Source organism: Streptomyces sp. NPDC046197 (assembly GCF_040646295.1).
GTDB lineage: Bacteria > Actinomycetota > Actinomycetes > Streptomycetales > Streptomycetaceae > Streptomyces.
In genome coordinates this window covers 1-24,831 of sequence record NZ_JBEYZY010000017.1, presented here as the reverse complement: position 1 = coordinate 24,831, position 24,831 = coordinate 1, and the positions used below count along the sequence as shown (strand labels likewise).

General features: G+C 72.8%; 27 protein-coding genes. 17 read left to right on the top strand and 10 right to left on the bottom strand.

Annotated features, from left to right (window positions below):
- Positions 1-38: 38 nt before the first annotated feature.
- A complete protein-coding gene (locus tag AB0A61_RS23525) occupies positions 39-1,184 on the top strand; it encodes an acyl-CoA dehydrogenase family protein (RefSeq protein WP_361295416.1) in 1,146 nt (381 codons plus the stop codon).
- Between the two features lie 12 nt (positions 1,185-1,196).
- A complete protein-coding gene (locus tag AB0A61_RS23520; RefSeq protein ID WP_361295413.1) occupies positions 1,197-2,246 on the top strand; it encodes a Zn-dependent alcohol dehydrogenase in 1,050 nt (349 codons plus the stop codon).
- A gap of 41 nt (positions 2,247-2,287) precedes the next feature.
- Here AB0A61_RS23520 and AB0A61_RS23515 read toward each other — a convergent pair whose 3' ends face one another.
- Positions 2,288-3,280: a helix-turn-helix domain-containing protein gene (locus AB0A61_RS23515; RefSeq protein ID WP_361295410.1), complete on the bottom strand. Its 993-nt coding sequence runs from the start codon at positions 3,278-3,280 to the stop codon at positions 2,288-2,290.
- A 146-nt stretch (positions 3,281-3,426) separates the two neighbouring features.
- On the opposite strand from AB0A61_RS23515, the gene AB0A61_RS23510 reads away from it, so the two are divergent.
- On the top strand, positions 3,427-4,710 hold the full coding sequence (locus AB0A61_RS23510) for an MFS transporter (RefSeq protein ID WP_361295407.1): 1,284 nt from the start codon (positions 3,427-3,429) through the stop codon (positions 4,708-4,710).
- 15 nt (positions 4,711-4,725) lie between these two features.
- On the opposite strand, the gene AB0A61_RS23505 is transcribed toward AB0A61_RS23510, so the two are convergent.
- The 3 genes from AB0A61_RS23505 to AB0A61_RS23495 are packed head-to-tail and all read right to left on the bottom strand — an operon-like array spanning position 4,726 to position 8,404.
- A complete protein-coding gene (locus tag AB0A61_RS23505; RefSeq protein ID WP_361295404.1) occupies positions 4,726-5,331 on the bottom strand; it encodes a flavin reductase family protein in 606 nt (201 codons plus the stop codon).
- A 42-nt stretch (positions 5,332-5,373) separates the two neighbouring features.
- Positions 5,374-6,174, bottom strand: a complete 801-nt coding sequence (locus tag AB0A61_RS23500) for an enoyl-CoA hydratase-related protein (protein ID WP_361295401.1) — start codon at positions 6,172-6,174, stop codon at positions 5,374-5,376.
- A 1-nt stretch (position 6,175) separates the two neighbouring features.
- Entirely contained in the window at positions 6,176-8,404 is a 2,229-nt protein-coding gene (locus AB0A61_RS23495; protein WP_361295398.1) for an acetate--CoA ligase family protein, read from the bottom strand.
- A 207-nt stretch (positions 8,405-8,611) separates the two neighbouring features.
- Here AB0A61_RS23495 and AB0A61_RS23490 point away from each other — a divergent pair, with 207 nt between their 5' ends.
- From AB0A61_RS23490 to AB0A61_RS23475, 4 genes are all read left to right on the top strand, one after another.
- A complete protein-coding gene (locus tag AB0A61_RS23490; RefSeq protein ID WP_361295396.1) occupies positions 8,612-9,118 on the top strand; it encodes a SigE family RNA polymerase sigma factor in 507 nt (168 codons plus the stop codon).
- 8 nt (positions 9,119-9,126) lie between these two features.
- Positions 9,127-9,660 (top strand): hypothetical protein, encoded by a 534-nt coding sequence (locus tag AB0A61_RS23485; protein ID WP_361295393.1) that lies wholly within the window; start codon positions 9,127-9,129, stop codon positions 9,658-9,660.
- Between the two features lie 232 nt (positions 9,661-9,892).
- Entirely contained in the window at positions 9,893-11,095 is a 1,203-nt protein-coding gene (locus tag AB0A61_RS23480; RefSeq protein ID WP_361295390.1) for a glycosyltransferase, read from the top strand.
- Between the two features lie 2 nt (positions 11,096-11,097).
- Entirely contained in the window at positions 11,098-12,429 is a 1,332-nt protein-coding gene (locus AB0A61_RS23475; RefSeq protein ID WP_361295387.1) for a hypothetical protein, read from the top strand.
- A gap of 57 nt (positions 12,430-12,486) precedes the next feature.
- Here the strand turns inward: AB0A61_RS23475 and AB0A61_RS23470 are convergent, their stop codons facing one another.
- Positions 12,487-13,701, bottom strand: coding sequence for an NAD(P)/FAD-dependent oxidoreductase (locus AB0A61_RS23470; RefSeq protein ID WP_361295384.1), 1,215 nt, complete (start codon positions 13,699-13,701; stop codon positions 12,487-12,489).
- A 231-nt stretch (positions 13,702-13,932) separates the two neighbouring features.
- Between AB0A61_RS23470 and AB0A61_RS23465 the strand changes: the two genes are divergently transcribed.
- Genes AB0A61_RS23465 through AB0A61_RS23455 form a run of 3 tightly spaced genes read left to right on the top strand, consistent with a single transcriptional unit; the run spans position 13,933 to position 15,475 of the window.
- Entirely contained in the window at positions 13,933-14,391 is a 459-nt protein-coding gene (locus tag AB0A61_RS23465) for a DoxX family protein (protein ID WP_361295381.1), read from the top strand.
- Complete coding sequence (locus tag AB0A61_RS23460; protein ID WP_361295378.1) at positions 14,388-14,864, top strand: OB-fold domain-containing protein; 477 nt, start codon at positions 14,388-14,390, stop codon at positions 14,862-14,864. Before AB0A61_RS23465 ends, AB0A61_RS23460 begins: the two co-directional genes overlap by 4 nt.
- Positions 14,865-14,872: 8 nt before the next feature.
- Positions 14,873-15,475 (top strand): GNAT family protein, encoded by a 603-nt coding sequence (locus AB0A61_RS23455; RefSeq protein ID WP_361295375.1) that lies wholly within the window; start codon positions 14,873-14,875, stop codon positions 15,473-15,475.
- Positions 15,476-15,495: 20 nt separating this feature from the next.
- Here the strand turns inward: AB0A61_RS23455 and AB0A61_RS23450 are convergent, their stop codons facing one another.
- Positions 15,496-16,161 (bottom strand): pyridoxal 5'-phosphate synthase, encoded by a 666-nt coding sequence (locus AB0A61_RS23450; RefSeq protein ID WP_361295372.1) that lies wholly within the window; start codon positions 16,159-16,161, stop codon positions 15,496-15,498.
- A 10-nt stretch (positions 16,162-16,171) separates the two neighbouring features.
- On the bottom strand, positions 16,172-16,579 hold the full coding sequence (locus AB0A61_RS23445; RefSeq protein ID WP_361295369.1) for a hypothetical protein: 408 nt from the start codon (positions 16,577-16,579) through the stop codon (positions 16,172-16,174).
- Positions 16,580-16,686: 107 nt separating this feature from the next.
- Here AB0A61_RS23445 and AB0A61_RS23440 point away from each other — a divergent pair, with 107 nt between their 5' ends.
- A complete protein-coding gene (locus tag AB0A61_RS23440; protein ID WP_361295366.1) occupies positions 16,687-17,478 on the top strand; it encodes a helix-turn-helix transcriptional regulator in 792 nt (263 codons plus the stop codon).
- Positions 17,475-17,717, top strand: coding sequence for a DUF397 domain-containing protein (locus AB0A61_RS23435; RefSeq protein WP_361295363.1), 243 nt, complete (start codon positions 17,475-17,477; stop codon positions 17,715-17,717). The genes AB0A61_RS23440 and AB0A61_RS23435 overlap by 4 nt, the downstream gene beginning before the upstream one ends.
- Positions 17,718-17,836: 119 nt before the next feature.
- Here AB0A61_RS23435 and AB0A61_RS23430 read toward each other — a convergent pair whose 3' ends face one another.
- Positions 17,837-19,006 carry an acetyl-CoA acetyltransferase gene (locus AB0A61_RS23430; protein WP_361295360.1) on the bottom strand — a complete coding sequence of 390 codons (1,170 nt, stop codon included), beginning with the start codon at positions 19,004-19,006 and terminating at the stop codon, positions 17,837-17,839.
- A 107-nt stretch (positions 19,007-19,113) separates the two neighbouring features.
- Here AB0A61_RS23430 and AB0A61_RS23425 point away from each other — a divergent pair, with 107 nt between their 5' ends.
- Both AB0A61_RS23425 and AB0A61_RS23420 read left to right on the top strand, forming a co-directional pair.
- A complete protein-coding gene (locus AB0A61_RS23425) occupies positions 19,114-20,298 on the top strand; it encodes an acyl-CoA dehydrogenase family protein (RefSeq protein ID WP_361295357.1) in 1,185 nt (394 codons plus the stop codon).
- Entirely contained in the window at positions 20,295-20,774 is a 480-nt protein-coding gene (locus AB0A61_RS23420; protein WP_361295354.1) for a nitroreductase family deazaflavin-dependent oxidoreductase, read from the top strand. Before AB0A61_RS23425 ends, AB0A61_RS23420 begins: the two co-directional genes overlap by 4 nt.
- Positions 20,775-20,862: 88 nt before the next feature.
- Here AB0A61_RS23420 and AB0A61_RS23415 read toward each other — a convergent pair whose 3' ends face one another.
- Positions 20,863-21,486 (bottom strand): LysE family translocator, encoded by a 624-nt coding sequence (locus AB0A61_RS23415; RefSeq protein ID WP_361295351.1) that lies wholly within the window; start codon positions 21,484-21,486, stop codon positions 20,863-20,865.
- Positions 21,487-21,568: 82 nt separating this feature from the next.
- Here AB0A61_RS23415 and AB0A61_RS23410 point away from each other — a divergent pair, with 82 nt between their 5' ends.
- Positions 21,569-22,021 carry an Lrp/AsnC family transcriptional regulator gene (locus AB0A61_RS23410; protein ID WP_361295348.1) on the top strand — a complete coding sequence of 151 codons (453 nt, stop codon included), beginning with the start codon at positions 21,569-21,571 and terminating at the stop codon, positions 22,019-22,021.
- A 118-nt stretch (positions 22,022-22,139) separates the two neighbouring features.
- On the opposite strand, the gene AB0A61_RS23405 is transcribed toward AB0A61_RS23410, so the two are convergent.
- On the bottom strand, positions 22,140-22,787 hold the full coding sequence (locus AB0A61_RS23405) for a TetR family transcriptional regulator (RefSeq protein ID WP_361295345.1): 648 nt from the start codon (positions 22,785-22,787) through the stop codon (positions 22,140-22,142).
- Between the two features lie 122 nt (positions 22,788-22,909).
- Here AB0A61_RS23405 and AB0A61_RS23400 point away from each other — a divergent pair, with 122 nt between their 5' ends.
- Entirely contained in the window at positions 22,910-23,638 is a 729-nt protein-coding gene (locus AB0A61_RS23400) for a VOC family protein (protein WP_361295342.1), read from the top strand.
- Positions 23,639-23,829: 191 nt separating this feature from the next.
- Positions 23,830-24,831: serine/threonine-protein kinase (locus AB0A61_RS23395; protein ID WP_361295339.1), on the top strand; the 1,002-nt coding region annotated here is incomplete at its 3' end.

Below are 24,831 nucleotides of genomic sequence, written 5' to 3'. Positions count from 1 at the left end.
GGCGCGGACGTCGGCCGGTGATTACAAGGGAGGCCTCCATGGACTTCGGATTCACCCCTGAGGACGCGGCGTTCCGCGGCGAGGTCCGCGCCTGGCTGGCCGAGCACGCCGACCTCGCCTCGGACCGCCGCGCCTGGGAGCGCACCCTGGGACGGGCCGGCTGGATAGGCCTCGGCTGGCCCGTGTCCGGGTACGGCAACCGCACCGCCACCCTCACCCAGCAGGTCGCCTGGGCCGAGGAGTACGCCCGCTGCGGAGCGCCGCCCCGCTCGGGCCACATCGGCGAGAACCTCCTCGCCCCCACCCTCATCGCCCACGGCACCGACGAGCAGAAGTCCCGCTTCCTGCCCCCGGTCGCCGCCGGTGAGGAACTGTGGTGCCAGGGCTACAGCGAGCCCGGCGCCGGCTCCGACCTGGCCGGCGTGCGCACCACGGCCGTACGGGACGGGGCCGGGACGTACCGCGTCACCGGCCGGAAGATCTGGACCTCACTCGCCCAGGAGGCCAACTGGTGCTTCCTGCTGGCCCGGACCGACCCCGCCGCCCCCCGCCACCGGGGCCTGAGCTTCCTGCTTGTTCCCATGGACCAGCCCGGCCGCATCGAGGTCCGCCCGATCCGCCAGATGACCGGCACCAGCGACTTCAACGAGGTCTTCCTCGACGGCGCACGCGCACGCTCGGAGCACGTCGTCGGCGGTGAGGGAGCCGGCTGGCGGGTCGCGATGAGCCTGCTCGGCTTCGAACGCGGGGTCTCCACGCTCGCCCAGCAGATCGGCTTCGCCGAGGAGTTGGGTCGGGTCGTACGCACGGCCCTCGACACCGGCGCCGCGGACGACCCCGTCGTACGGGACCGCCTGGTCCGCCAGTGGGCCGAACTGCGCGCCATGCGCTGGAACGCCCTGCGCACCCTGGGCGGTTCGGGCGACGCGGGCGCCCCCAGCGTGGCCAAGCTGCTGTGGGCCGGCTGGCACCAGCGGCTCGGCGAACTGGCGATGCAGGTGCGCGGGGCCGCGGCGAGCGCCGGTCCGTCGCCCTGGTCGCCGGGGGTGCCCTACCAACTGGACGCGCTGCAGCACCTGTTCCTCTTCTCCCGGGCCGACACCATCTACGGCGGCTCGGACCAGATCCAGCGCACGATCATCGCCGAGCGCGTGCTCGGCCTGCCGAGGGAACCCAAGAGCTGAGGGGGCTGCGGAATGCGCGGTGTGGTGTTCGACGGCAAGCGGGTCCGGGTCGTGGACGATCTGGCGGTACGGGATCCGGGACCGGGCGAGGTGCGGGTGGCGATCTCGGCGGCCGGGCTGTGCCACAGCGACCTGTCGGTGGTGGATGGGACCATACCGTTCCCGGTTCCCGTGGTGCTCGGCCATGAGGGCGCCGGTGTGGTGGAGGCGGTGGGCGCCGGCGTCACGCACGTTGCGCCCGGGGACCATGTGGCCCTGTCCACGCTGGCCAACTGCGGTACGTGCGCCGACTGCGACCGCGGCCGGCCGACGATGTGCCGCCGGGCGATCGGGCGGCCGGGGCGGCCGTTCACGCGGGACGGCCGCCCCCTGTACCAGTTCGCGTCCAACTCGGCCTTCGCCGAACGCACGGTGGTCAAGGCCGTGCAGGCGGTCCGCGTCCCGGAGGACATCCCGCTGCCGTCCGCCGCGCTCATCGGCTGCGGCGTGCTGACCGGGGTGGGTGCCGTCCTCAACCGCGCCCGTGTGGAGCACGGGGACAGTGTGCTGGTCATCGGCACCGGGGGGATCGGCCTCAACGTCATCCAGGGAGCGCGGATCGCGGGCGCCACGCGGATCGTCGCGGTGGACGCCAACCCGGCGAAGGAGCCGGTGGCCCGGCGGTTCGGCGCCACCGACTTCCTCACCTCGACGCAGGGCGTGAAGGACGTCCTTCCCACCGGAGCCGACCACGCCTTCGAGTGCGTGGGCCGGGTGGAGCTGATCCGCCAGGCGATCGACCTGCTGGACCGGCACGGCCAGGCGATCCTGCTCGGCGTGCCCCCCGCGACGGCGGAGGCGTCCTTCCTCGTGTCCTCCCTGTACCTGGACAAGTCCGTCCTGGGCTGCCGCTACGGCTCCTCCCGCCCCCAACGGGACATCGCCCGCTACGCCGGCCTGTACCGCACCGGCCACCTCCTCCTCGACGAACTGGTCACCCGGACCTACCCCGTCGAAGACTTCGAAAAGGCGAGCGCGGACGCGGAGGCGGGGCGGGTGGCCAGGGCTGTGCTCACGTTCTGACGGACAGATCCGTGTTCACGAATTGACGTCCGGGGCCCTGCTCACGTCCTGGTGGTACGGAAGGTCCGTCGGTAGGCGGTGGGTGTGACGCCGAGTGCTGTTTGGAGGTGCTGGCGCATTGACTGGGCCGTGCCGAAGCCGGCGTTCTGGGCGATCTGGTCGATGGACAGGTCCGTGGACTCCAGGAGGTGCCGGGCCCGTTCCACCCGCTGCTGCGTGAGCCACTGCCCGGGGCTGACCCCGACCTCCTCGCGGAAGCGCCGGGTGAAGGTCCGTACGGACATCGACTCCTGCCCGGCCATGTCCCGCAGCTGGATCGGTTCGTGCAGCCGGCCGAGCGCCCACGCCCGTGCCGCGGTCGTGGTGGCCAGTTGCGGGTCCGGCACGGGACGGTCGATGAACTGCGCCTGCCCGCCGTCGCGGTGCGGCGGTACGACGGTGCGCCGGGCCACTTCGTTGGCGACCGCGGTGCCGTGGTCGCGGCGCACGATGTGCAGGCACAGGTCGATCCCGGCCGCGACGCCCGCCGAGGTCAGGACGTCGCCGTCGTCGATGAACAGCACTTCCGCGTTGACCTCGACACGCGGGAACATCCGCTGGAAGCGGTCGGCCTCGGCCCAGTGCGTGGTGGCGGGGCGGCCGTCGAGGTGCCCGGCGGCGGCCAGGACGTAGACGCCGGTGCAGATGGAGGCGAGGCGGGTGCCCGGCCGGATCCGCGCGAGAGCCGCGGCCAGTTCGTCGGTCAGCACGCCGTGCTCGTACACCGGGCCGAGCTCGTACGACGACGGGACGATCACCGTGTCGGCGGTGGCCAGGGCCTCCGGCCCGTTGGGCACGTGGAGGGAGAAGTCGGCGTCCGTCTCGACCGGCCCCGGCGGCCGGACCGAGCAGGTCACGACCTCGTACAGCTGCCGTCCCCCTGCGTCCCTGGGCCGCCCGAAGATGCGGTGCGGGATGCCCATTTCGAAGGGGAGCAGCCCGTCGAGGGCGAGGACGACGACGCGGTGCGGGCGGAACTGCGGTCCTGGGCTCATGGCCCGATCCTAACGAACACTGTCTTTCGGGCCACTCGATGCGGAGGGTCCCGCGCCGGAAGCTCTATGACGTGACTCAGACAACCGAGCCGGCGCCCGCCGGGGAAACGCCGTCCATCCGCCGTGCCCGCACGCGGCGGAGCCGCATGACGTCCCCGCACCGCGCGTGGTTCGTCGCCGCCGTCACCTTCGTCACGATCACCGGGGCGGCCGCCTTCCGCTCGCTCCCCGGCCTGCTCATCGACCCCCTGCACCAGGAGTTCGGCTGGTCGCACGGCACCGTCGGCGCCGCCGTCTCGATCAACCTCGCGCTGTACGGGCTCACCGCACCCTTCGCCGCGGCGCTGATGGACCGCTTCGGCATCCGCCGGGTGGTCGCGGTCGCGCTGACCGTGATCGCCGCCGGTTCGGGACTGACCGTGTGGATGACCACGGCCTGGCAGCTGTGGCTGTGCTGGGGCCTGCTGGTCGGCCTGGGCACCGGCGCCATGGCGCTGGCCTTCGCGGCGACGGTCACCGAACGCTGGTTCACCGCCCGCCGTGGCCTGGTCAGCGGCATCCTCACCGCGGCCTCCGCCTCCGGCCAGCTGATCTTCCTGCCGATCCTGTCCTGGACGGTCGAGTCGCACGGCTGGCGTCCGGCGGCGGTCACGGTGGCGCTGGCGGCCCTCGCCGTCGTCCCCTTCGTCTGGCTGCTGCTGCGCGACCATCCGGCCGACCTGGGCCTGAAGCCGTACGGCGCGCGGGAGTACGTACCCAAGCCGGAGCCGGCCCCCGGTGCCGCCCGCCGGGCGCTCACCGTCCTGTTCTCCGCGGTCCGCACCGGCCCCTTCTGGCTGCTGGCCGGTACCTTCGCGATCTGCGGCGCCTCCACCAACGGCCTGATCCAGACCCACTTCGTGCCCGCCGCGCACGACCACGGCATGCCCGTCACGACGGCGGCCTCGCTGCTCGCGGTCATCGGCCTGTTCGACGTGGCCGGCACCATCGCCTCGGGCTGGTTCACCGACCGCTTCGATTCGCGCCGTCTGCTCGCGGTGTACTACGCGCTGCGGGGTGTCTCGCTGCTGTTCCTGCCGATGCTGCTGGCACCGGAGGTCCACCCGCCGATGCTCTTCTTCATCGTGTTCTACGGCCTGGACTGGGTGGCCACGGTCCCGCCCACCCTGGCCCTGTGCCGGGAGCAGTACGGCGAGGACAGTGCGATCGTCTTCGGCTGGGTGCTGGCCTCCCACCAGGTCGGCGCGGCCCTGGTGGCCTACCTCGGCGGTGTCGGCCGGGACGTCTTCGGCTCCTACGACGTGATCTGGTACGCCTCCGGCGCGCTGTGCGCGGCGGCGGCCCTGATGGCCCTGGTGATCAGGCGGCGGCCGGCCGTTCCCGCCACCCTGCTCGTGCCGGCGGGCCAGGGCAGGCCTCAGGAGGCCTGAACCGCATGACAGGCTCTACAGGAACCGGCCCCGGTGGAACAGCAGTGGCGCTTCCTCGGTGTCGCTCGTTCCCAGGGCGTTCACCCGCCCCACCACGATCAGGTGGTCCCCGCCCGTGTGCACCCTGTGGGCCGTGCAGTCGATCCACGCGAGGGCGCCCGCGAGGCGGGGGGCCCCGGAGACGGGGGCCGCGTCGTGGACGACGCCCGCGAACTTGTCCGCGCCGCTCACCGCGAAACGGCGGCACAGTTCGCGCTGGCGCGCACTCAGTACGTTCACACAGAAGACGCCGGCCCGGGCGATCCGCGGCCACGTCGTCGACGTACGGCCGGCCATGAAGGCGACCAGCGGCGGGTCGAGGGAGAGGGAGGAGAAGGACTGGCAGGCGAAGCCGGCGGGGCTGTCCTCCCCATCGGCGGGTGGTGCCGTGACGACGGTGACGCCCGTCGCGAAGTGCCCCAGCACGCGCCGGAACTCGCCCTGGTCGACGGGGGCCCGCTCGTCCGCGCGCACGCACCGCAACTCCGGACGGGGCAGCGCCTCGACGGGCGGTCGGACAGGAGCCGTCCCGGTGGACCTCAGGTAGCGGACGGCGGCTTCGGCCGTCCCTGCTTGTCCCATCACACCCCTCATTGAAGCTGACGGTACGTCAGATGGGAAGCCTCACCGCCCCCTGAACCCGGGGCTTCGGCGCTCGGTGAAGGCCGTCACTCCCTCCCGCGCGTCCGCCGTCGTCATGTTGATCTCCTGGGCGGCCGCCTCGGCGGCGAACGCGCAGGCGCGGCCGCCGTCCAGGGAGGCGTTCACGAGCTGCTTGGTGAGTGCGAGCGCGCGGGTCGGACCGGCGGCCAGACGCACGGCCCACTCGCGGGCCGTCTTCTCCAGTTCCGCGTCCGGCACCACACGGTTGACCAGCCCGAGCCGCTCCGCGTCCGCCGCGGTGACGGCGTCCCCGAAGAACATCAGCTCCTTCGCGCGCTGCGGTCCGATCAGGCGCGGCAGGAGATACCCGCCGCCCGCGTCCGGCACGAGCCCGCGCCGTACGAACACCTCGATGAACCGGGCCGACTCCGCGGCCAGTACGAGATCGCAGGCGAGCGCGAGATGCGCGCCGAGCCCGGCCGCGGTGCCGTTCACGGCGGCGATCACCGGTTTCTCGCAGTCGAGGACGGCGCCGATCAGCCGCTGCGCGCCCAGGCGCAGGGTGCGGGCCACGTCACCGGCGATCCGCTCACCGTTCGTGCCGGACCCGCGCAGGTCCGCTCCCGCGCAGAAACCGCGGCCCGTCCCGGTGAGGACGACGGCCCGTACGTCCGGGTCGGCGGAGGCGTTCGTGAACAGCGCGACGAGGCGCTCACGCAGGTCGGGGGTGAGGGCGTTGAGGGCCTCCGGGCGGTCGAGGGTGATGCCAAGGACGTGGCGGTCGGTGGCGTGCCGTATCCAGCGCTCGGCGGAGTCGTCCATGTCAGCGGCACACCGCCAGCGCGTCCAGGGCCACCGCTCCCTGCCCCCTGGGCAGCACCACCAGAGGGTTGATGTCGAGCTCCGCGAGCTGGTCCCCGAGTTCCAGTGCCATGCGCTCCACCCGCAGGACGAGTTCGACGAGCGCGTCGGTGTCGGCCGGGGGCCGCCCCCGCACCCCGTCGAGCAGGGCCCGGCCGCGCAGTTCGGCGAGCATGGCGCGGGCCTGGTCCTCGCCGAAGGGCGGCACCCGTACGGCGGCGTCCCGCAGCACCTCGACGAGCACACCGCCGAGCCCGACGGTCACCGTCGGCCCGAAGAGGTCGTCGTGGGTGACGCCGACGACCATCTCCACGCCCCGCTCGACCATCTGGCACACCAGTACGCCGTCCAGCGAGACGCCCTCGTAGCGGGCGATGTCGGTCAGCTCGCGGTAGGCGTCCCGCACCTGGCTGGCAGAGGTGAGCCCGATCTTCACCAGCCCGAGCTCCGACTTGTGCGCGATCTGCGCGCCGGAGGCCTTCATCACCACCGGGTAGCCCACCAGGCCCGCCGCGCGCACGGCCGCCGCCGCGCTGGTCACCAGCTGCTCGCGCGGCACCCGGATGCCGTAGGCCCGCAGCAGCTGCTTCGCCGCGTGCTCACTCAGCTGCTGTCCGGGCCGCATCAGGGCCTGCGCCTTGCGGAAGGACGGCGAGGGCGTGCGCGGTGCCTCGTCGAAGGGCGAGCGGTAGCGGTGGGCGAAGCGGTGGTGGTCGAGCCAGGCGCGGACGGCGGTGAGGCAGTTCCCGACGGTGCGGAAGGTCGCCAACCGGGAGGAGCCCAGCAGGACCTCCCGGTAGGCCCCCTCGGTGCCCACCGGCGACCCCCACACCACGCACACCAGCTTGTCCGTCCGCTCCGCCGCGTCCACCAGGTCCTGTACGAGCCTGTCGCTCAGCGGCGGGAACGGCCCGGTGACGGGGCAGATCAGCACGCCCACGTCCGGGTCGTCGAGGATCGCGTCGATGATCTTCCGGCCGCGCCAGTCCCCGACCGGGTGGCCGCCGTTGTCGACGGGGTTGGCGACGCTCAGGTACTGAGGTATCCACTGGTGCAGCTCGGCCTGCCGGGCCCCGGACAGGACCGGCAGCCGGAGCCCGGCCCGGTCGGCCAGGTCGGCGACGTGCGCGCCCGTGCCGCCCGAGATCGAATACACGACGACCCCGTCGGCCCGGGGTTCGCGGGCCCGTGCCAGCAGGGCCGCGGTGTCCTGGAGTTCGTCGAGGCCGTCCACGCGGATGACGCCGTACTGCCGCATGGCCGCGTCGACGACCTCGTCGGCACCGGTCAGCTTGCCGGTGTGGGTGGCCGCGGTCCGGGCGCCGGTCTCGGTGCGGCCCACCTTGACCGCGACGACGGGCACCCCGCGCCGGGCGGCCCGGTCGGCGGCGAGCAGGAAGGAACGGCCGTCCTTCAGTCCCTCGACGTAGGCGGCGATGGCACCGACCTCGGGCCGCTCGGCGAAGTAGGAGATGAAGTCCGCGGTCTCCAGGTCGGCCTCGTTGCCGGTGGGGGCCCAGTGGGAGAGCCGGATGCCGAGTTCCTGGAGCGCGAAAACGGGCCGCCCCTGGTGGCCGGACTGGGTGATGAGGGCGATGGCGGGCCCGTCGAGGTCGTCCCGGAAGTCCTCGAAGGCGTTGAGGTTGGTGTTCGGGCCGAGCAGCCGCAGCCCGGAGCGCCCCACGGCGGCCGCGAGCCGGGCCTGCGCGAGGGCGCCCTCCTCGCCCGTCTCCGCGAAGCCGGAGGCGAAGACGACGGCGAACCTCGCCTTGGCCTCGGCGAGTTCCGCGATCACCGGAAGGGGGTCGGCGACCAGCACCACGGCGAGGTCGACCGGCGCGGGCAGGTCGGCGACCCGGGGCAGGCAGGGGATGCCGAAGACGGACGGCCGGCTCGGGTGCACCGGATGCAGCCGCGCGCCGACCCGCCCGGCCCAGGCGACGAGCTGCCGGGTGATGCCGGTGTTCGGCCGGCCCTCGGTGTCCGAGGCGCCGATCACCGCGACGGACTCGGGCCGGAAGAACCGGTCCAGGTCGGGGACTTCGGCGTGCAGCGGGCGGCCGCTGACATCGAGCTCGCCCACGTCGGCCGCCCGGCCGTGGACGGCGGTCCCGGTCCGCTCCTGACCGCACGCGATGACCCGGGCCCGGCGGGAGTCGGTGGTGAGGGTGCCGTGGGTTGATCCAAGCATCGTTCCGCCCGCTCCTGTCGTGACTGCCAAGTAACTGACGCTCTGTCAGATTACTGAACTCGCGCGAGGTCAGGAACGGTTGTGCAGGCAAAGCCCTGGGCCCTGCTCGCAAGCAGTGACCCGGATCACGCCGGGCGGGTGCATAGCGGGGGAGGTCCCGACGTCTTTTTCATGGGTGCAAGCACAGGGCGAAGCGGGACGGTGCGGATGGAGCAAGCTCGGGCCGAAGGGTTCGACGGGTTCGTGGCGGCCCGTTGGTCGGCGTTGTTCCACCTCGCGCGCCTGCTGTGCGGGGGCGATCTGCACCGGGCGGAGGATCTGCTGCAGGAGGCCCTGGTCAAGCTCTGGTTCGTGTGGCCCAAGGTCGCCGACGAGGCGCCGGAGGCGTATGTGCGCAAGGTGCTGGCGCGGGCTGCGGCGCGCTCGGCCCGGCGGCGGTGGTGGGGTGAGCGTCCGGTCGCCCAGCTGCCCGATCTGCCTCAGCCGGAGGACGTGTCCGCCGTCGTGGCGGAGCGCTCCCGGCTGGAGGAGGCGCTGGCACAGCTGACGCCGGGGCAGCGGGCCGCGGTGGTGCTGCGTTACTACCAGGACCTGCCCGAGAAGCAGGTCGCGGCGGCGCTGGGCTGTCCGGTGGGCACCGCGCGCTCCCACGCCACCCGTGGCGTGGCGCGGCTGCGCCGGCTTCTGGCCGATGTCATCGATCCGGTGGGTTGAGGGAGACCATGGACCACTTCGAGCGGGAGTTGGCGCGGATGATGCGCGACACCCGGGAACACACCCCGTTCCGGCCGCGGCACCAGGAGCGTCTGCGGGCCGGGGTGCGCACCCGCCGCCGTACCCGGATGGCGCAGAAGGCGGTGGGTTCGGTCCTGGTGCTGGCCGGACTCGGCGCCGGCCTGGTGCTGCTGCCCAGGGGAACCGCCGCCGACCGGCCCCAGGCCCCGCTGACCCGGCCGGGCGGCCCCTCGCCCTCGACCATGCCGGGCGCGACACCGACGCCGTCCGCCTCGGTGACCGTGCCCGCCGCCCCGACCGGCACGGGCGCGTCCGGTGACCCCGGTGCGACGACCTCCGCTCCCGCCCCGGACCCGTCCGGCACCGTGTTCCCCACCTCGTTGCCCCCGGACCCGCCCGGGGTCACGGCCACCGCGCACGGGTCGCCCCCTCCCACGAGCCGGGCCACGGGGACGACATCGACGCCCACGTACCCGGGCGACGCCCCGTCATCCACCGTCACTCCATACCGCTCAGGATGACCCCGGCCGCGCAGCCCGGCCCCCGCCTCCCGCTGCCTCACCGGCCTCAGAGACCCTCCGCCCCTTCCGGCCCTTCCGCTCCTTCCGCTCCTTCCGGCCCTTCCGCTCCCGCCCTCCGTATTCCGTGATCACGCGGCTGCCGCGAACGCCTTCGGCATGCCCGGCGCCAGAACGCAGAACAGGGAAAACCGTGACATACGACATAGCGGTCCCCCCGACGGACCACCTCCCCGTGCGCACACCTCTGCCCCCGGACCACCCGGAGCCCGTCCTGGACGTGGTCGTTCCGGTGTTCAACGAGGCACGGGATCTGGAACCGAGTGTCCGGCGGCTGCACGCGCACCTGCGCGCGGCCTTCCCCTACTCCTTCCGCATCACCGTCGCCGACAACGCCAGCACGGACGACACCCCGCGGATCGCCGCCCGGCTGGCCGCGGAACTCCCCGGAACGCGGTGGATGCGGCTGGCCGAGAAGGGCCGGGGCCGGGCGCTGAGGGCCGCGTGGACGTCCTCGACCGCCCCGGTGCTCGCCTACATGGACGTGGACCTGTCCACCGAACTGACGGCGCTGCTGCCCCTGGTGGCGCCGCTGATCTCCGGGCACTCCGACATCGCCATAGGGACCCGGCTGGCCCGCGGATCCACCGTCGTGCGCGGCGCCAAGCGGGAGGTGATCTCCCGCTGCTACAACGTCCTTCTGCGCTCCACCCTCGCCGTCGGCTTCTCCGACGCACAGTGCGGTTTCAAGGCCGTGCGGCGGGACGTCGCGATGCGGCTGCTGCCCCTGGTGAAGGACTCGGGATGGTTCTTCGACACCGAACTGCTGGTGATCGCCGAGCGGGCCGGGTTGCGCATCCACGAGGTACCGGTCGACTGGGTGGACGACCCCGACAGCAGGGTCAGGATCCTCCCCACCGCCCTGGCCGACCTGCGGGGCATGGCCCGCGTCGGCGGGGCGCTCGCCCGCGGAGTCCTGCCCGTGGGGCAGCTGCGTCGCGGCGACGGCGGCGCACCACCGGGCGGGCCCGCCTCCCAGCTGCTGCGCTTCGCCGCCGTCGGAGCGGTGAGCAGCGTCGCCCACGTGCTGCTCTACACGGCCCTGCGGCCCGCGTGGGAAGCGCAGACCGCCAACGCCCTGGCGCTCCTGGTCTGCGCCCTCGCCAACACGGCCGCGAACCGGCGGCTCACCTTCGGGCTGCGCGGCCGGGTTGGTGCGGTGGGCCAACAGGCCCGGGGGCTGGTGGTGTTCGCGGTCGGCCTGCTGCTCACCGGCGGCGCGCTCGCCGCCCTGCACCACGAGGCGCCCGGTGCCGCACGCTCCGTCGAGGTGGCGGTGCTGGTCGCCGCCAACCTGGCCGCGGCACTGCTGCGGTTCCTGCTCCTGCGGGCCTGGGTGTTCCGCCCGCGTCAGCGCCGGACGGAGAGCGTGGCCTGACGATGAACTCCGCGGACACGACTCACCACGGCACCACCCCGGCGGGATGGCCCGCCCTGCCGGCCGGCCGGCCGCCCGGTCCCTCGCCCGCGGCGCCCCCCGATTCCCGCCCGGAACGGGGCCGGTGGCAGCGGCTGCGCCGCACGGCCCGCCACCACGCCCTTCGGGTCTTCGCGTTGTACGGCACCCTGAAGCTCATCGGGTTCGCCGTCTTCCTGCATCTGCTGCAATCCTCCGGCGACTACCGGGGCAAGCATCCGCGCTTCGGTGGCGGCGCGCACGCCTGGGACGTACTCGTCACCTGGGACGGCTGGTGGTACCAGCAGATCGCCGCGCACGGCTACCACCCGGCGCTCGTCCCGGTCCCCGGCGCCACCGGCCTGATCACCCTCGAAGGCAACTCGGCGGCGTTCTTCCCGCTCTACCCGGCCCTGATGCGGCTCGTCTCCGAGTGCACCGGTCTCGGTCTGTTCGGTGCCGGGCTCCTGGTCTCCGTCGTCGCCTCGTTCGTGGCGGCCCTGGGGATCTACACGGTCACCGCCCGGCTCGGCGGGCGGCAGGCCGCGCTGGCCGCGGCGGGTCTGTGGGCGGTGTGGCCGGGGTCCGGTGTGGAGTGGTCGGGCTACTCGGAATCCGTCTACGTCGCCCTGGCCGTCTGGGCCTGTCACGCCGTCATGACCCGGCGCTGGCCGACGGCGGGGATCCTCGCCTGCGCCGCCGGCCTGGCCCGGCCCACGGCCGCCGCGCTGATCGCGGCCGTCGGCCTCGCCGCGCTGCTCTCGATCCTGCGGCACCGGGGCGGGGCCGGACACCGGGGCGATCTGCTGCGTCCGGCCGCGGCGGCCGTGACGGCCCCGCTCGGACTGCTCGGCTATCTGCTCTGGGTCGGCCACCGGATGGGCGACTGGGGCGGCTACTTCAAGCTGCAGAAGGGCGCGTGGGCCCACACCTTCGACTACGGCACGTACACGCTCACGGTGTTCCGGTCCGTCCCCGTGGGCCACTTCAACTACCTCGCGGCCTTCCCCTTCGCGGACATCGTCGCCGTCGCCACCGTGCTGCTCGCGCTGATCCTGACTCCGCTGCTCATCAGGCTGCGCCCACCGGCCGTCCTGACGGTCCACACGATCCTGACCATCGTGCTGGTCCTCAGCAGCCAGCAGATATTCGCCAACGTCTCCCGCTATCTGCTCCCCGCGTTCCCGCTCTTCATTCCCGTCGCCGTCGCCATGCGCCGCCTGGGACCGGTCCTGCGGTTCACGCTGCTCGCCGTCGCCGCGGTCGCCTCCGGCTCGTACGCGGGTTACGTGCTCTTCGAACTCGGCGTGCCCTGATGGGCCCGCGACCTCGCGCCCGGCGCACGCTCTGCAGCGAACCCGGCGTCCCCCGGCTCAGGTCAGCAGGCGGGACACCTGGCCGCCGCCGCTCTTCGCGTTCGTCTTCGCGACCGCCCTGGCTATCTTCCGCGCGTCGATGGCCAGTTCGCGGATCATGCCGCTGATCGGGTTGGTGAAGCCGGTGAAGTACAGACCGGGTGCGTGGTCCGGGGTGCGGGCGCCGTGGACGACGGGTCTGCCGCGTGCGTCCAGCACGTCCAGGTGGCCGACCAGCGGCTCCAGGGAGCGGACGTAGCCGGTGGCCGCGACGACGGCGTCCGGCTCGATACGGCTGCCGTCGGCGAGGACGACCTTGCTCTCCTCGAAGCCGTCGACGGCCGCCACGACCTCCACCGTCCCCTTGCGCACGGCGTCGATGAGACCGACGTCCTGGACGGGGATCGACCCCTCGGTGACCCGGGAGTACAGGCCGGTTCCGGGGCGGGGCAGACCGTGTGCCGAGAGGTCGGGCACGCTCAGTCCGGCCATCGGCCGGGCGAGCCGGTCGACGAGTCCGACCGGCAGCCGCCGCACGAGTACGCCCGTGTACTGCGCGGCCCACCCGGCGGTCGACCGGCGGACGATGTGCGGGGCGGTGCGCACCGACAGACGTACGCGTGCGGCCCCGCCCTCGACCAGGTCGACGGCGATCTCCGCGCCGGTGTTGCCCACGCCGACGACGAGCACGTCACGGCCGGTGTAGGGCCCGGCGTTGCGGTATGCGGACGCGTGCAGGAACTCGCCCGTGTAGTCCTGAAGTCCCGGCCAGTCGGGCACCCGGGGCGTGTGGTTGTGGCCGGTGGCGACGACGACCGCGCCGCCGGTCAGCTCCCGGCCGCCGGTGGCGTGCAGCAGCCAGCCGGTGCCGTCGGGTGTGCGCTCGATGCGGGAGACCTCGACGCCGGTGACGATCTCCAGCTCGTGGTGCTCGGCGTACTTCTCCAGGTAGCGCACCACGTTGTCCCGGGAGACCCACCGCCCGAACCGCCGCGGCAGGGGCAGCCCCGGCAGGGCCGACAGACGCCGGGTGGTGTGCAGGTGCAGCCGGTCGTAGTGCCGCCGCCAGGACGCTCCCACCCGGTCCGACTTCTCCAGCACGACGGCGCGTATCCCCTGCGCGCGCAGCGCGTACGCGACGGAGAGACCGCCCGGGCCGCCGCCGACGACGTAGACGGGACGGTCGGCGGGAGCGCTTGCACCGGCGGTCGGGGACAGTGTGGAGTCGGCCATAACGGGAGCGTAATCACCCGCACCGTTGATGGGTCTCGGTCAAGACCGGAATTGGTTGCGGATTGATCACGGCTACGGGGGGGAGTGGGTGCGACTCGTGGCACAGACCGCCCGGTTGTGGAGCCCCGGTGATCACCGCCGCGCACGGTGCCGGCCTCCGCTCCCTTGCGGCACGGAGCGCCGGGGTTGAAACTGACGTACCGTCAGATTCGGTCGGCGGCGGGAGCGTCCATGGACACGGACACGATCTGGCTCACCGGTGCGCAGTGGCTGGCGGTGCTGCGCATCGGCCTGGGCCTGTGGTGGCTGGAGAGCTGGCGGCACAAGGACAGGAAGAGCTGGTTCGAGACCGGGAGCGGCATCGCCTGGGCGGCGGACATAGCCGCCAGGCACCGGTGGAACGCCGTGCGCTCCGGCTTCGACACGGTCGTCGCCCCCCGGCCGCGGGTCATGGCGTACGTCGTGGTGTACGCGGAACTCGCACTGGGCCTGGGCCTGATCCTGGGCTTCCTCACCCCGGTCGCGCTGGCCGGGGGACTGCTGCTGAACCTCCTCTACTTCGCGCTCATGATCCACGACTGGGCCGAGCAGGGCCAGAACTCGATGATGGCGCTGATCTCGGTGGTCGGGCTGTTCGGGATGTCGTGGCAGACGTGGTCGGTGGACGGCGCGCTGGGGTGGTTCGGGTGACGGATCCGGCGAGGCCGCGCGCAACGCCCCGGTTCGATCTGCCGGAGGCCGACGCCTTCACCAGGGCGTACTGGGAGGCGGCCGCCCGGGGGCGGCTCCTGGTCCGGCGCTGCGCGGCGTGCCGGCGCGCGCACCACTATCCGCGGGAGTTCTGCCCCCACTGCTGGAGCGAGGACGTGACCTGGGAGGCCGCGAGCGGGCGGGCGACCCTCTACACCTGGTCCGTCGTCCACCGCAACGATCTGCCGCCCTTCGGGCAGCGCACGCCGTACGTGGCGGGCGTGGTCGAGCTCGCGGAGGGGCCCCGGATGATGACGGAGGTCGTCGAGGCCGAAGAGCTGTGCGTGGGGATGGAGTTGGAGGTGGCCTTCCGGAGCGCCGGGGAGGCCGCAGAGGCCGGGGAGACAGGGGAAGTTGTCGTTCCGGTCTTCCGGCCCTTTTCGGGAGGCGCTCCGGCACCGGTTCGGTGTTGAATGATCCGATGACCGCCAACCTCCGCGACTCCGGGAACCTGTCGGCCGCGCTGACCGAAGGCCTCGGACTGCGCCTGTGCCCCTGGGACCCGGACTCCGACGCCGACGTGGAGGCATGGCTGCGCGGTGTCACCGATCCCGAGTTCCAGCGCTGGAACACACCGATTGTGCCCATCACGGACCGGGCAGGGGCCCGGGACTCGCTCCGGACGCGGGCGATCCGGGCGGCGGAGGGCGCGACGGCCGCGTTCCGGATCACGGACCCGCAGAGCGGTACGCCCCTCGGGCACATCGGCTTCAACGACATCCGGCAGGCCCAGCGCATCGCGGTGATCGGGTACTGGGTGCTGCCCGAGGCCCGCGGACAGGGCGTGGCCACCCGCGCCCTGCGGCTCGCCGCCCGCTGGGGCTTCGACGAACTGGGCATGCACCGGCTGGAGTTGGACCACGCCGTCGGGCACGAGGTGTCCTGCCGGGTGGCGCAGAAGTGCGGCTTCCTGGCCGAGGGGATCCTGCGCGGGTCCATATTCGAGGCAGGCCGCCGGGACGCGTTCCGGGACGCACACCTGCACGCGCGGCTCGCCACGGATCCGGAGCCGTCAGCGGTGTAGGCGGGGCCCGGGCCCTGTCGTCAGGGCCACAGGAGCTCGTGGATCCAGCCGTCCTCCGTGCGCCGGTAGCGCAGGCGTACGTGGCGGCGGCCTGCGTCGCCCTGGAAGAACTCGACCTCCTCCGGCTGGAGCCGGTAGAGGGTCCAGGAGGGGACCTCGGCGTCCGGCTCCCGCCGGGCCCGCTCCCAGGCCGTCTCGGATGCCGCCGCCAACTCCTCCACGGAGCCGAGGACTTCGCTCTGCCGACCGGTGAGGGCGGCGGCCAGGGCGCCCGTCGAACGGGCGTGCAGGTCGGACTGGGCCTGCTCGGGCGGGGCGGCCGTGACCGGGCCCCGGACGCGGATCTGGCGGCCGTGCACCGGCCAGTAGAAGGCCAGGGCCGCGTACGGGCGCGAGGCCAGCTGACGGCCCTTGCGGCTGCCCGCGTGGGTGGCGAAGAACCAGCCGCTCTCGTCGGCGCCGTGCAGCATCACGATCCGGACGTCCGGGCGGCCCTCCTCGTCGGCCGTCGCCAGCGACACGGTGTGCGGCTCCGGCTGCCCGGCCGCGACCGCCTGCGCGAACCACGCCGTGAAGAGGGGCAGAGGCTCCGCGGGTGCGGTGGCGGGGGCGAGCGGGGGCAGCTCGGTGACCTCCGGGTCCCACACGCGAAGTGACCTCAGCAGCTCGTGCACATCCGTTTCCATGCCCCGAGTATCACTCGGCGTGGCGGCAGAGCTGTGCCCGGAGTACGCCGTGCAGCAGATCGGCGTCCACGAACTCTCCGACCTCGGGCGGCCCGGCGCGCCAGCTCAGCGGATACGTGTTCCCCTCCGGCGCCGGGACGCCGATGTACTCGGCCCGCGACGACCGGCCGAACCGGCGCGCCCCCGGCGGCCAGTCGTGCTCCGCGCTCTCGCCGGGCGCCAGGAGGAAGTACGTCCACCGGCCCCCGTTCACCTCCCTCACCACGGGACCGGGCCGGCCGCCGGTGAGCGCCGACAGGTGATGCAGCACGGCCTCCCCACGCACACCGCACACCCGGATCGCGTCGAAGTGGACCCCGGCGAGGCGGAGTTGGAGACCGGCGCGGGGGACCCAATTGGGGGTGAGTTTCTGCTTCACGGCTACGAGGGTTGCGGTGATTGCGTAGCGTGACTAGACGGACACGGTCCACATCGTCGTTTGTGGGGAGGGTGGTGGTCGTTGTGGGGGTGAAGGCGGAGGTTTCCGTGGGACGGCGGCTCGTGGGAGAGCTGCTGCGGATCCACCGAGTGCGGATGGACCTCACTCAGAAGGAGGCGGGGGAGCTGGTTCACGTCTCCGAGTCGTGCTTCGGTGCGTATGAACGGGGTGAGCGGATTCCGGCGATCGAGTTCCTGAAGGCCGCGGACGGCGCGCTTGACGCACGGGGTGCGCTGCTGGCGTGCGTCGAGATCGTCGAGAAGGAGAAGTACCCGCCCAAGTTCGTGGACTGGGTGCGGTTGGAGCGCCAGGCGCAGGTGGTCAGCGGCTACGAGACCATGCTCGTCCCGGGTTTGCTTCAGACCGAGTCCTACGTGCGCGCGTTGTACGGCGTTCGCGTTCCGGCGTACGCCAAAGAGGAGATCGAGCAGCATGTCGAGGCCCGGTTGGAGAGACAAGCGGTGCTGACCCGTCAACTGCCCCCGCACCTGGGCTTCGTCATCGAGGAGTCGGTGCTGGAACGGCCCATCGGTGGCATCGGGGTCTTGAAGGAACAGCTCTGTCATCTGCTCGGCCGCATGAACACGCTGGGGCATCTGACAGTTCAGGTCATGCCGACCCGGCGCCACACCCATGCCGGGCTGCGCGGGCCCTTCCAGCTGATGAGCACGGAGGAAGGGCGCAACTTGGTGTACACCGAAGGTCACGGTGGCAGTACGTTGCTCTCCGAGCCGGAGCGGGTCAATCGGCTGATGAACCTGTTCGGCATCCTCCGGGCCCAGGCGCTCACCCCCTGGGAGACCGCGGAGCTCATCGAGAGGAAAGCGGGGCAACTGTGAACACTGAACTGGCCTGGTTCAAGTCCAGCTACAGCAACAACGAAGGCGAGGCCTGCGTCGAGGTCGCCTACGACTGGTTCAAGTCCAGCTACAGCGACAACGAGGGCGGCGCCTGCCTGGAAATAGCCACCACCGCCCACACCGTCCACATCCGCGACTCCAAAGACCACCGACCCGGCGCCCCCACTCTCGCCGTCACCCCCACCACCTGGTCGGAATTCCTCCGTACCGTCCGCTGACTCACCCGGGTGAGTGACTGCGGGTGCGTAGGCGACGAAGCACCGCACCCGCATCTGGCGCAGACTGCGCGACGAGGAGGGCCTGGACGAACGGTGAGTCCCGGCGCGGAAGAGCCCTGTCACCGGCCCAGGACGACCGTCCCGGACGAGCAGAACCAGCCCCCCGTACCCGAGGCCACGGCCAGCTCCGGCAGCCGTCCACCACTCTTGCGGACCTGCCGTTCCCCGGCCTCCCCGCGCAGTTGCCGCACGGCCTCCACCAGCAGGAACAGGCCCCGCATGCCGGGGTGCTGGGCCGACAGTCCGCCGCCGTCGGTGTTGACCGGCAGCTCGCCGCCCCGCACCAGCAGCCGTCCCTTCTCCACGAACGCGCCGCCCTCGCCCTTGGCGCAGAAGCCGAGGTCCTCCAGTGTCACCAGCGTCATGTAGGTGAAGGCGTCGTAGATCTCCGCGAAGTCGATCTCCTGCGGCCGCACCCCGGCCCGCGCGAAGGCCAGGCGGCCGCTCACCGCCGCCGGGGAGACGGTGAAGTCGGGCCATTCGGACATGGTGGTGTGGGAGACGTGTTCTGCGGCGCCGAGGATCCAGACCGGGGGCCTGCGGCAGTGGCGTACGTACTCCTCGGCGGCCAGGAGGACCGCCGCGCCGCCGTCGGAGCGGATGCAGCAGTGGAGCTTGGTGAACGGGTCCGCGATCAGCGGGCCGTCCATGACCTCCCCGACGGTGATCGGGGAGCGGAACATCGCCTCGGGATTCAGCTGCGCGTTCGCCCGCGCCTGAACGGCGACCTCCGCCAACTGCTCGATCCTCGTGCCGAACTGGTGCATGTGGCGGCGGGCCGCCATGGCGTACTTGGCGATCAGGGTGTGGCCGTACGGCGCCTCGAACTGGAGCGGGCCGCGGTTGCCGAAGGACAGCGTGCCGGTGCGGCGGCCCGCCCTGATGTCGGCGCGGGCCGTGGAGCCGTAGACGAGGAGGACCACGTCCGCGTGGCCGGCGGCTATCGCGTCCGCCGCGTGGCTCGTCATGACCTCCCAGGTCGAGCCGCCGACCGAGGTGGAGTCGACCCAGGTGGGGCGCAGGCCCAGGTACTCGGCCACCTCGGCGGGGGCCAGGGTGCCCAGGCCCGCCGAGGCGAGGCCGTCCACCCGGCCGCGGTCCAGGCCCGCGTCCGCCAGGGCGCGGCGGGCCGCCTGGGCGTGCAGGGTGTACGGCGTGGCGTCGTCCACCCGGCCGCAGTCGGACAGGGCCACGCCGACCACGGCCACCTTCCGGTTCCCTGAAGTCATGAATCTGACGGTATATCAGGTCGCCTGCCGGGCGACATGCCCCGCGCTCTGGGCTTCCGGCCCCCGCCGCCCTAACATGACGGGCCGTCAGATCCGGAGGGAGACCCATGGACGCCCGCTTCACGGCCGAGCAGGACGGGATCCGCCGCACCCTGCGCGAGCTGCTGCACAAACGGTGCGGGGCGGAGGAGGTGCGCGCCGCCGTCGGCACCCCCGCCGGGTACGACCCCGCCCTGTGGACCGTCCTCGCCGAACAGCTCGGCCTGCCGGGGCTCGCCCTGCCCGAAGACCGCGGCGGCGTCGGATGCTCGATGACGGAGCTCGCCCTGGCCTGTGAGGAGACGGGCCGGGTGCTCGCCCCCTCGCCGCTGCTGGCGACCTCCGTGCTCGCCGGGCCGCTGATCCTCGCCCTGGGGACGCCCGGCCAGCGCGCCGGACTGCTGCCGCGGATCGCCGCCGGGTCGCTCACCGCCACCCTCGCCGTGCCGGGCACCGCCCTCGCCGTCGCGCTGTCGCTGACCTCGGCCAACGGCGGCGACTGGGCCGGCGGGGGCCGTGCGGGCGGGGTGCAGGCGCGGATGGCGGACGGCGGCTGGCGGCTGTACGGGCAGGTCGACCAGGTGCTCGACGGGCAGGGCGCGGGGCTGCTCGTGGTCGCCGCGCACACCGGTGGCTTCGCCCGCTCGCGCACCCTGCTCTTCCTGGTGCCGGGGGACGCGGCCGGGCTGGTCCGGGCGCGGCAGACGGCCCTGGACGCCACCCGGCCGCAGGGCTCACTGCAACTGCGGGACGTGCCCGCCGAACTGCTGGGCGAGGAGGGGGCGGACGTGCTCGGTGCGCTCGCGGCCGCCGGTGACGGCGCCGCCGCCGTACTGGCCTGCGAGGCCGTGGGCGCCGCCGACCGGGCGCTGGAGCGGACCGTGGAGTACGTCGGGCAGCGTGAGCAGTTCGGCCGGGCCATCGGCTCGTTCCAGGCGGTCAAGCACCGGCTGGCCGACGTGTACGTCCAGCTCCAGGCGGCCCGCTCGGCCGCCTACTACGCGGCCTGGGCGACGTCCCACGGGGAGCGCGTGGGCGGCCTCGCCCTGGCGCAGGCCCTCGAAGCGCTGCGGATCGCCGCCGGTGAGGGCATTCAGCTGCACGGCGGGATCGGTTTCACCTGGGAACACGAGGCGCACCTGTACTTCAAGCGGGCAGCGGGCGACGAACTGCTGTTCGGGCCCGTGCACCGGCTGCGCGCGCACGCGGCCGACCTGGCGGGTCTCTTCCAGCGGCGGGAGGTGGCGGTGTGAGGGCCAAGGGTGTGACGCGGGTCGTGCAGAAGGTGTCCTCCACACGGGCCTTCGCCCGCGTCGCCCCCCGGGTCGTACCCGCGCTGGACCGCGCCGTCCATCGGCTCACCGGCGGAAAGGTGCTGCTCAGCGCGGTGATGCTGCCCGGAGTGCTGCTGACGTCCACCGGGGCCCGCAGCGGTCTGCCCCGCCGTACGCCCCTCGCCTGCATGCCCGAGGACAGCGGGCGGAGCTGGATCCTCGTCGGGTCCAACTTCGGGCGGACCGGTCACCCCGCCTGGACGCACAACCTCCTGGCCCACCCCGACTCCGGCATCAGCTGGAAGGGCGAGGACATTCCGGTGCGGGCCCGGCTGCTGGAGGGGGAGGAGCGGGCCGCCGCCTGGAAGGCCGTCCTCGCCTTCTGGCCGCCGTACGCCACCTACCAGGCGCGGGTCGAGCGCGAGATCCGCCTGTTCCGGCTCGAACGCAGGTGACCGCACGCGCGGCTGCCGTCGCCGGGCGCGGGGGTGCCGAACGCGCCGCTGGCTCAGTCGCGCGCGCGGCTGCCCGCACGCGCCTTCCCTACAGGGTCGCCAGTCGCTCCACCAGCAGGAACGCCCCTATCCCCAGCATCGCCGCGCCCGAGGTCCGGGTGACCGCGCGGGCCGCCGTCGGGCGGGCGCGCAGCAGCGCGCGGGCGAGGGTGCCGACCGTGAGGTAGACGGCGGCGCAGCACGCCATGTGCAGCAGGCCGAGGGTGGCCGTCTGCACGGGTACGGGGACGTGCCCGCCGTGCGTGGTCAGGAACTGGGGGAGGATCGAGAGGTAGAGCAGCAGGCCCTTGGGGTTGAGGCCGCTGATGGTGGCGCCGCGCAGGAAGACGCGCGGGCCGGTCGTGGCGAGCGGCTCCTCGGCCGCACCCGGAGCGGCCGGCCTGCGCAGCACTCCCCAGCCCAGCCACACCAGGTAGCCGGCGCCCGCCACCGTCAGGGCCGTGAGCAGACTCGGCGAGCCCGCCACCAGGACCGCGAGGCCGGCCGCCGCGAGCAGCGTGTGCAGGGCGTAACCGGCGACCAGGCCCGCCACCGCCACCGCCACCGAGCGGTCCCTGAGGCCGGCCGCGATCGCGTAGGCCCAGTCGGCGCCCGGTACGCAGACCAGCAGGAAGTCGAGGGCGAGGAAGGAAAGCAGCGTTCCGGAGTGCATGCCGGTGACATTAGGCGTGATTGGCGCGAAAGTGTTTCTTAAATTTGCTCATGATCCGCCCTGATGGGGGAGAATATTCCTCGTGGACGACGTGGACCGGAAGATCCTTGCCGAGCTGCAGCAGGACGGGCGGCTGACCGTGACGGAGCTGGCCGGACGGGTGCGGCTGAGTGTCTCGCCGTGTCACCGGCGGCTGCGGGAGCTGGAGCGGTCGGGGGCCGTGCAGGGGTACCGGGCGGTGGTGGATCCGGCCGCCGTCGGGCTTACCTTCGAGGCGCTGGTCTTCGTCTCGATGCGGCAGGAGGACCGGGACACGGTGGCCGGGTTCGAGCGGGCGGTCAGCGAGGTGGAGCACGTGCTGGAGGCGCAGCGGCTGTTCGGCGACCCGGACTACCTGCTGCGGGTCGCCACCGCCGACCTCGCCGCCTTCCAGCGGCTGTACGACGAGCGGCTCGCCACTCTGCCGGGCGTACAGCGGTTGACGTCCACGCTGGTGATGAAGCACGTCGTCAAGGACCGGCCGTTGCCCGCGTGACGCGGAGCCGGTGGCCCAAGGGGCCCCACAGTGCAGCAGGCGGCGGTCCACCTGGGTGAACCGCCGCCTGCCTGACAGGACTTGGGGCCGGGAAAAAGGAGTGAGCCGGGGGCCCGTGCTATCTGGTCGGCTTCCTGCCGGTGACGCCCAGGTGCACCAACAGCGCGACGTTCGGCTTGAGTTCGGCCTGTTTCACGCCCCAGGAGGTGAAACCCTTCTGGTGCGAGGCGACCGCCGCGAGCATCGCGACCAGCGAACCGGCGACCGCGGCCGGGTTCACGTCCTTGTCGACCCGGCCCTTGGACTGGAGTTCGGCAATAGAGTCCGCCAGGGAGTTGTTCACCGGGTTCAGGACCTTCATACGGATCTTGTAGAAGCGCTTGTCGCCCTCGGCGGCGCCGAGGTCGACCACGCGCAGGATCGCCTCGTTTCGGCGCCAGAACTCCAGGAAGCCTTCGACGAGTTCCTGAGCGGTCTGCCACCCGGACTTGCCGGCCCACGACCGCCCCTGGAGCAGCTCGGTCAATCCCGAGCCCTCGGCGGCCGTTTGCTCGGCGAGTTCGAGGACGGCGCTCTCGACGTCGGGGAAGTACTGGTAGAAGGTCGCGGGCGAAGTGCCCGCCTTGCGGGCGACATCGATGACTTTGACATCCCGGTAGGGGGAGGAGCTGAGCATCTCGCTGAGGCAGTCGAGCAGCTTCTGCCGGGTCGCCTGCCCACGCCGACCGGCCACGCGGCCGTCGACGGTACGCACTTGTCCTGTCATGTCGTCAGCTTACCGAGGGGTGATGGGAGCGCGATTCGGCCGACTGCAAATGGGGTGCACGAGTGCGCGGAGGCTGGTGTGCCTGGTCTGCGGCCTGCGGGAGACCCGGTTACTTTGACGGCATGGCCGAAAACAGGGCATCCACGTACACAGAGGGCGTCCCCTGTTGGGTGGACGCGCAGCTTCCCGACGTCGAGGCGGGCAAGCGCTTCTACGGTGAGCTCTTCGGGTGGACCTTCGACCGGGAGGCGGCGCCCGGCGGCTCGGTGTGGGCCCGCCTGGACGGCGCGCCCGTCGCCGCCCTCGCGCACAAGACGGACGGTCGGCTGCCCACCGTCTGGACGGTGTACTTCGCCACCCCGGACGCCGAGGCGCTGGCCGGGCGGATCCGGGCCGCCGGCGGTCAGATCGTCGCCCTGCCCCATCCGGTCGACTCGCTGGGCACGGCCGGGCTGGCCGCGGACCCGGACGGCGCCGTCTTCGGCCTGTGGCAGCCGGGCGACCACACCGGCTTCGGCAGACGCCACGAGGTGGGCACGTTCGCCTGGGCCCAGCTGTACGCCCGCGACACCGGGGCCGCCAACGCCTTCTACGGCGGCCTCTTCCACGACGCCCTGTTCGGCCGGGACGCCGACCCCGACTTCGGCCGCGCCTCCGTCTCCGACGCCTTCCCGCCCGAGATGCCGCCCCACTTCCTCGTCCACTTCCGGGTGGCGGACACCGAGGCCGCTCTGGGGACCGTCGGTCGGCTCGGCGGGCGGGTGCAGGTGCCACCCTTCGAGACGTCGTACGGAACCGTGGCCGTCGTCGTCGACAATCAGGGGGCGTCCTTCGCCGTACTCCAGAGGTGAGAGCCGTCCTCCGGGGGCCGAAGAGGGGGGATTTGCGGCATGGCATCCTGATTCGTCACCGGGTTCGCAACCAGTGCCCGGGCCAGGAAGAATCGGGGTGCGTGCCGCCACGGCGGTGCGGTGGTGAGACGCTGCACTTCGGTCGCGTACATATGTAGGTGGCGCGGCTCGTACGGGGAGGTGGCAGGCAAGTGGTGGATCAGCTGACGCAGCACGATCCGCGGCGGATCGGGCCGTTCGAGGTGCTGGGACGGCTGGGTGCCGGCGGCATGGGGCTGGTCTATCTCGCGCGCTCGGCGTCCGGGCGGCGCGTGGCGATCAAGACGGTCCGCACGGAGCTGGCCGAGGACCAGTTGTTCCGGGTCCGCTTCACGCGCGAGGTAGAGGCCGCGCGGGCGGTCTCCGGCTTCTACACGGCGGCGGTGGTCGACGCGGACCCGCGCGCGGCCGTGCCGTGGCTGGCCACCGCCTACGTGCCCGCGCCCTCCCTCGAGGAGATAGTGAACGACTGCGGACCGCTCCCGGTCCAGGCGGTGCGCTGGCTGGCGGCGGGCGTCGCCGAGGCGCTCCAGTCGATCCACGGCGCGGGTCTCGTCCACCGCGACCTCAAGCCGTCCAACGTGCTCGTCGTCGAGGACGGGCCGCGAGTGATCGACTTCGGTATCGCGTCAGGTGTGTCGAACACGCGTCTGACCATGACCAACGTCGCCGTCGGTACGCCCGCCTACATGTCCCCCGAGCAGGCCAAGGACTCGCGCAGCGTCACGGGCGCCAGCGATGTCTTCTCGCTCGGCTCCACCCTCGTCTTCGCGGCCACCGGACACGCCCCCTTCCACGGCGCCAACCCGGTCGAGACGGTCTTCATGCTGCTCAGGGAGGGCCCGGACCTCGAGGGCCTGCCGGACGAGCTGCGCCCGCTGATCGAGTCCTGCATGCAGATGGAGGCCCAGGCCCGCCCCACCCCCGCCGACCTGCAGGCCCAGCTCGCCCCCCACCTGTTCGGATCCGGCTCCGACGACAGCGGGACCGCCTCGGCCTGGCTGCCCGAGAAGGCGGTCGCCCTCATCGAGTCCCGCCGTGGCGGCCGCCCGGGCCCCCCCGCCGCCCCCCGGGGCCCCCCCCGCGGGCCGGGCCGCCGGGCGGCCCCCCCGCCCCCCCCCGCCCCCCCCCCCGGGCCCCCCCCCCCCCCCCCG

Bases quoted from the DNA above. Each gene is read 5' to 3' on its own strand.
- AB0A61_RS23430 (WP_361295360.1), bottom strand. From the start codon at position 19,006: ATGACTTCAGGGAACCGGAAGGTGGCCGTGGTCGGCGTGGCCCTGTCC.
- AB0A61_RS23465 (WP_361295381.1), top strand. From the start codon at position 13,933: ATGGACACGGACACGATCTGGCTCACCGGTGCGCAGTGGCTGGCGGTG.
- AB0A61_RS23405 (WP_361295345.1), bottom strand. From the start codon at position 22,787: ATGACAGGACAAGTGCGTACCGTCGACGGCCGCGTGGCCGGTCGGCGT.
- AB0A61_RS23495 (WP_361295398.1), bottom strand. From the start codon at position 8,404: ATGCTTGGATCAACCCACGGCACCCTCACCACCGACTCCCGCCGGGCC.
- AB0A61_RS23515 (WP_361295410.1), bottom strand. From the start codon at position 3,280: ATGAGCCCAGGACCGCAGTTCCGCCCGCACCGCGTCGTCGTCCTCGCC.
- AB0A61_RS23520 (WP_361295413.1), top strand. From the start codon at position 1,197: ATGCGCGGTGTGGTGTTCGACGGCAAGCGGGTCCGGGTCGTGGACGAT.
- AB0A61_RS23470 (WP_361295384.1), bottom strand. From the start codon at position 13,701: ATGGCCGACTCCACACTGTCCCCGACCGCCGGTGCAAGCGCTCCCGCC.
- AB0A61_RS23505 (WP_361295404.1), bottom strand. From the start codon at position 5,331: ATGGGACAAGCAGGGACGGCCGAAGCCGCCGTCCGCTACCTGAGGTCC.
- AB0A61_RS23475 (WP_361295387.1), top strand. From the start codon at position 11,098: ATGAACTCCGCGGACACGACTCACCACGGCACCACCCCGGCGGGATGG.
- AB0A61_RS23455 (WP_361295375.1), top strand. From the start codon at position 14,873: ATGACCGCCAACCTCCGCGACTCCGGGAACCTGTCGGCCGCGCTGACC.
- AB0A61_RS23425 (WP_361295357.1), top strand. From the start codon at position 19,114: ATGGACGCCCGCTTCACGGCCGAGCAGGACGGGATCCGCCGCACCCTG.
- AB0A61_RS23485 (WP_361295393.1), top strand. From the start codon at position 9,127: ATGGACCACTTCGAGCGGGAGTTGGCGCGGATGATGCGCGACACCCGG.
- AB0A61_RS23490 (WP_361295396.1), top strand. From the start codon at position 8,612: ATGGAGCAAGCTCGGGCCGAAGGGTTCGACGGGTTCGTGGCGGCCCGT.
- AB0A61_RS23525 (WP_361295416.1), top strand. From the start codon at position 39: ATGGACTTCGGATTCACCCCTGAGGACGCGGCGTTCCGCGGCGAGGTC.
- AB0A61_RS23500 (WP_361295401.1), bottom strand. From the start codon at position 6,174: ATGGACGACTCCGCCGAGCGCTGGATACGGCACGCCACCGACCGCCAC.
- AB0A61_RS23415 (WP_361295351.1), bottom strand. From the start codon at position 21,486: ATGCACTCCGGAACGCTGCTTTCCTTCCTCGCCCTCGACTTCCTGCTG.
- AB0A61_RS23510 (WP_361295407.1), top strand. From the start codon at position 3,427: ATGACGTCCCCGCACCGCGCGTGGTTCGTCGCCGCCGTCACCTTCGTC.
- AB0A61_RS23400 (WP_361295342.1), top strand. From the start codon at position 22,910: ATGGCCGAAAACAGGGCATCCACGTACACAGAGGGCGTCCCCTGTTGG.
- AB0A61_RS23450 (WP_361295372.1), bottom strand. From the start codon at position 16,161: ATGGAAACGGATGTGCACGAGCTGCTGAGGTCACTTCGCGTGTGGGAC.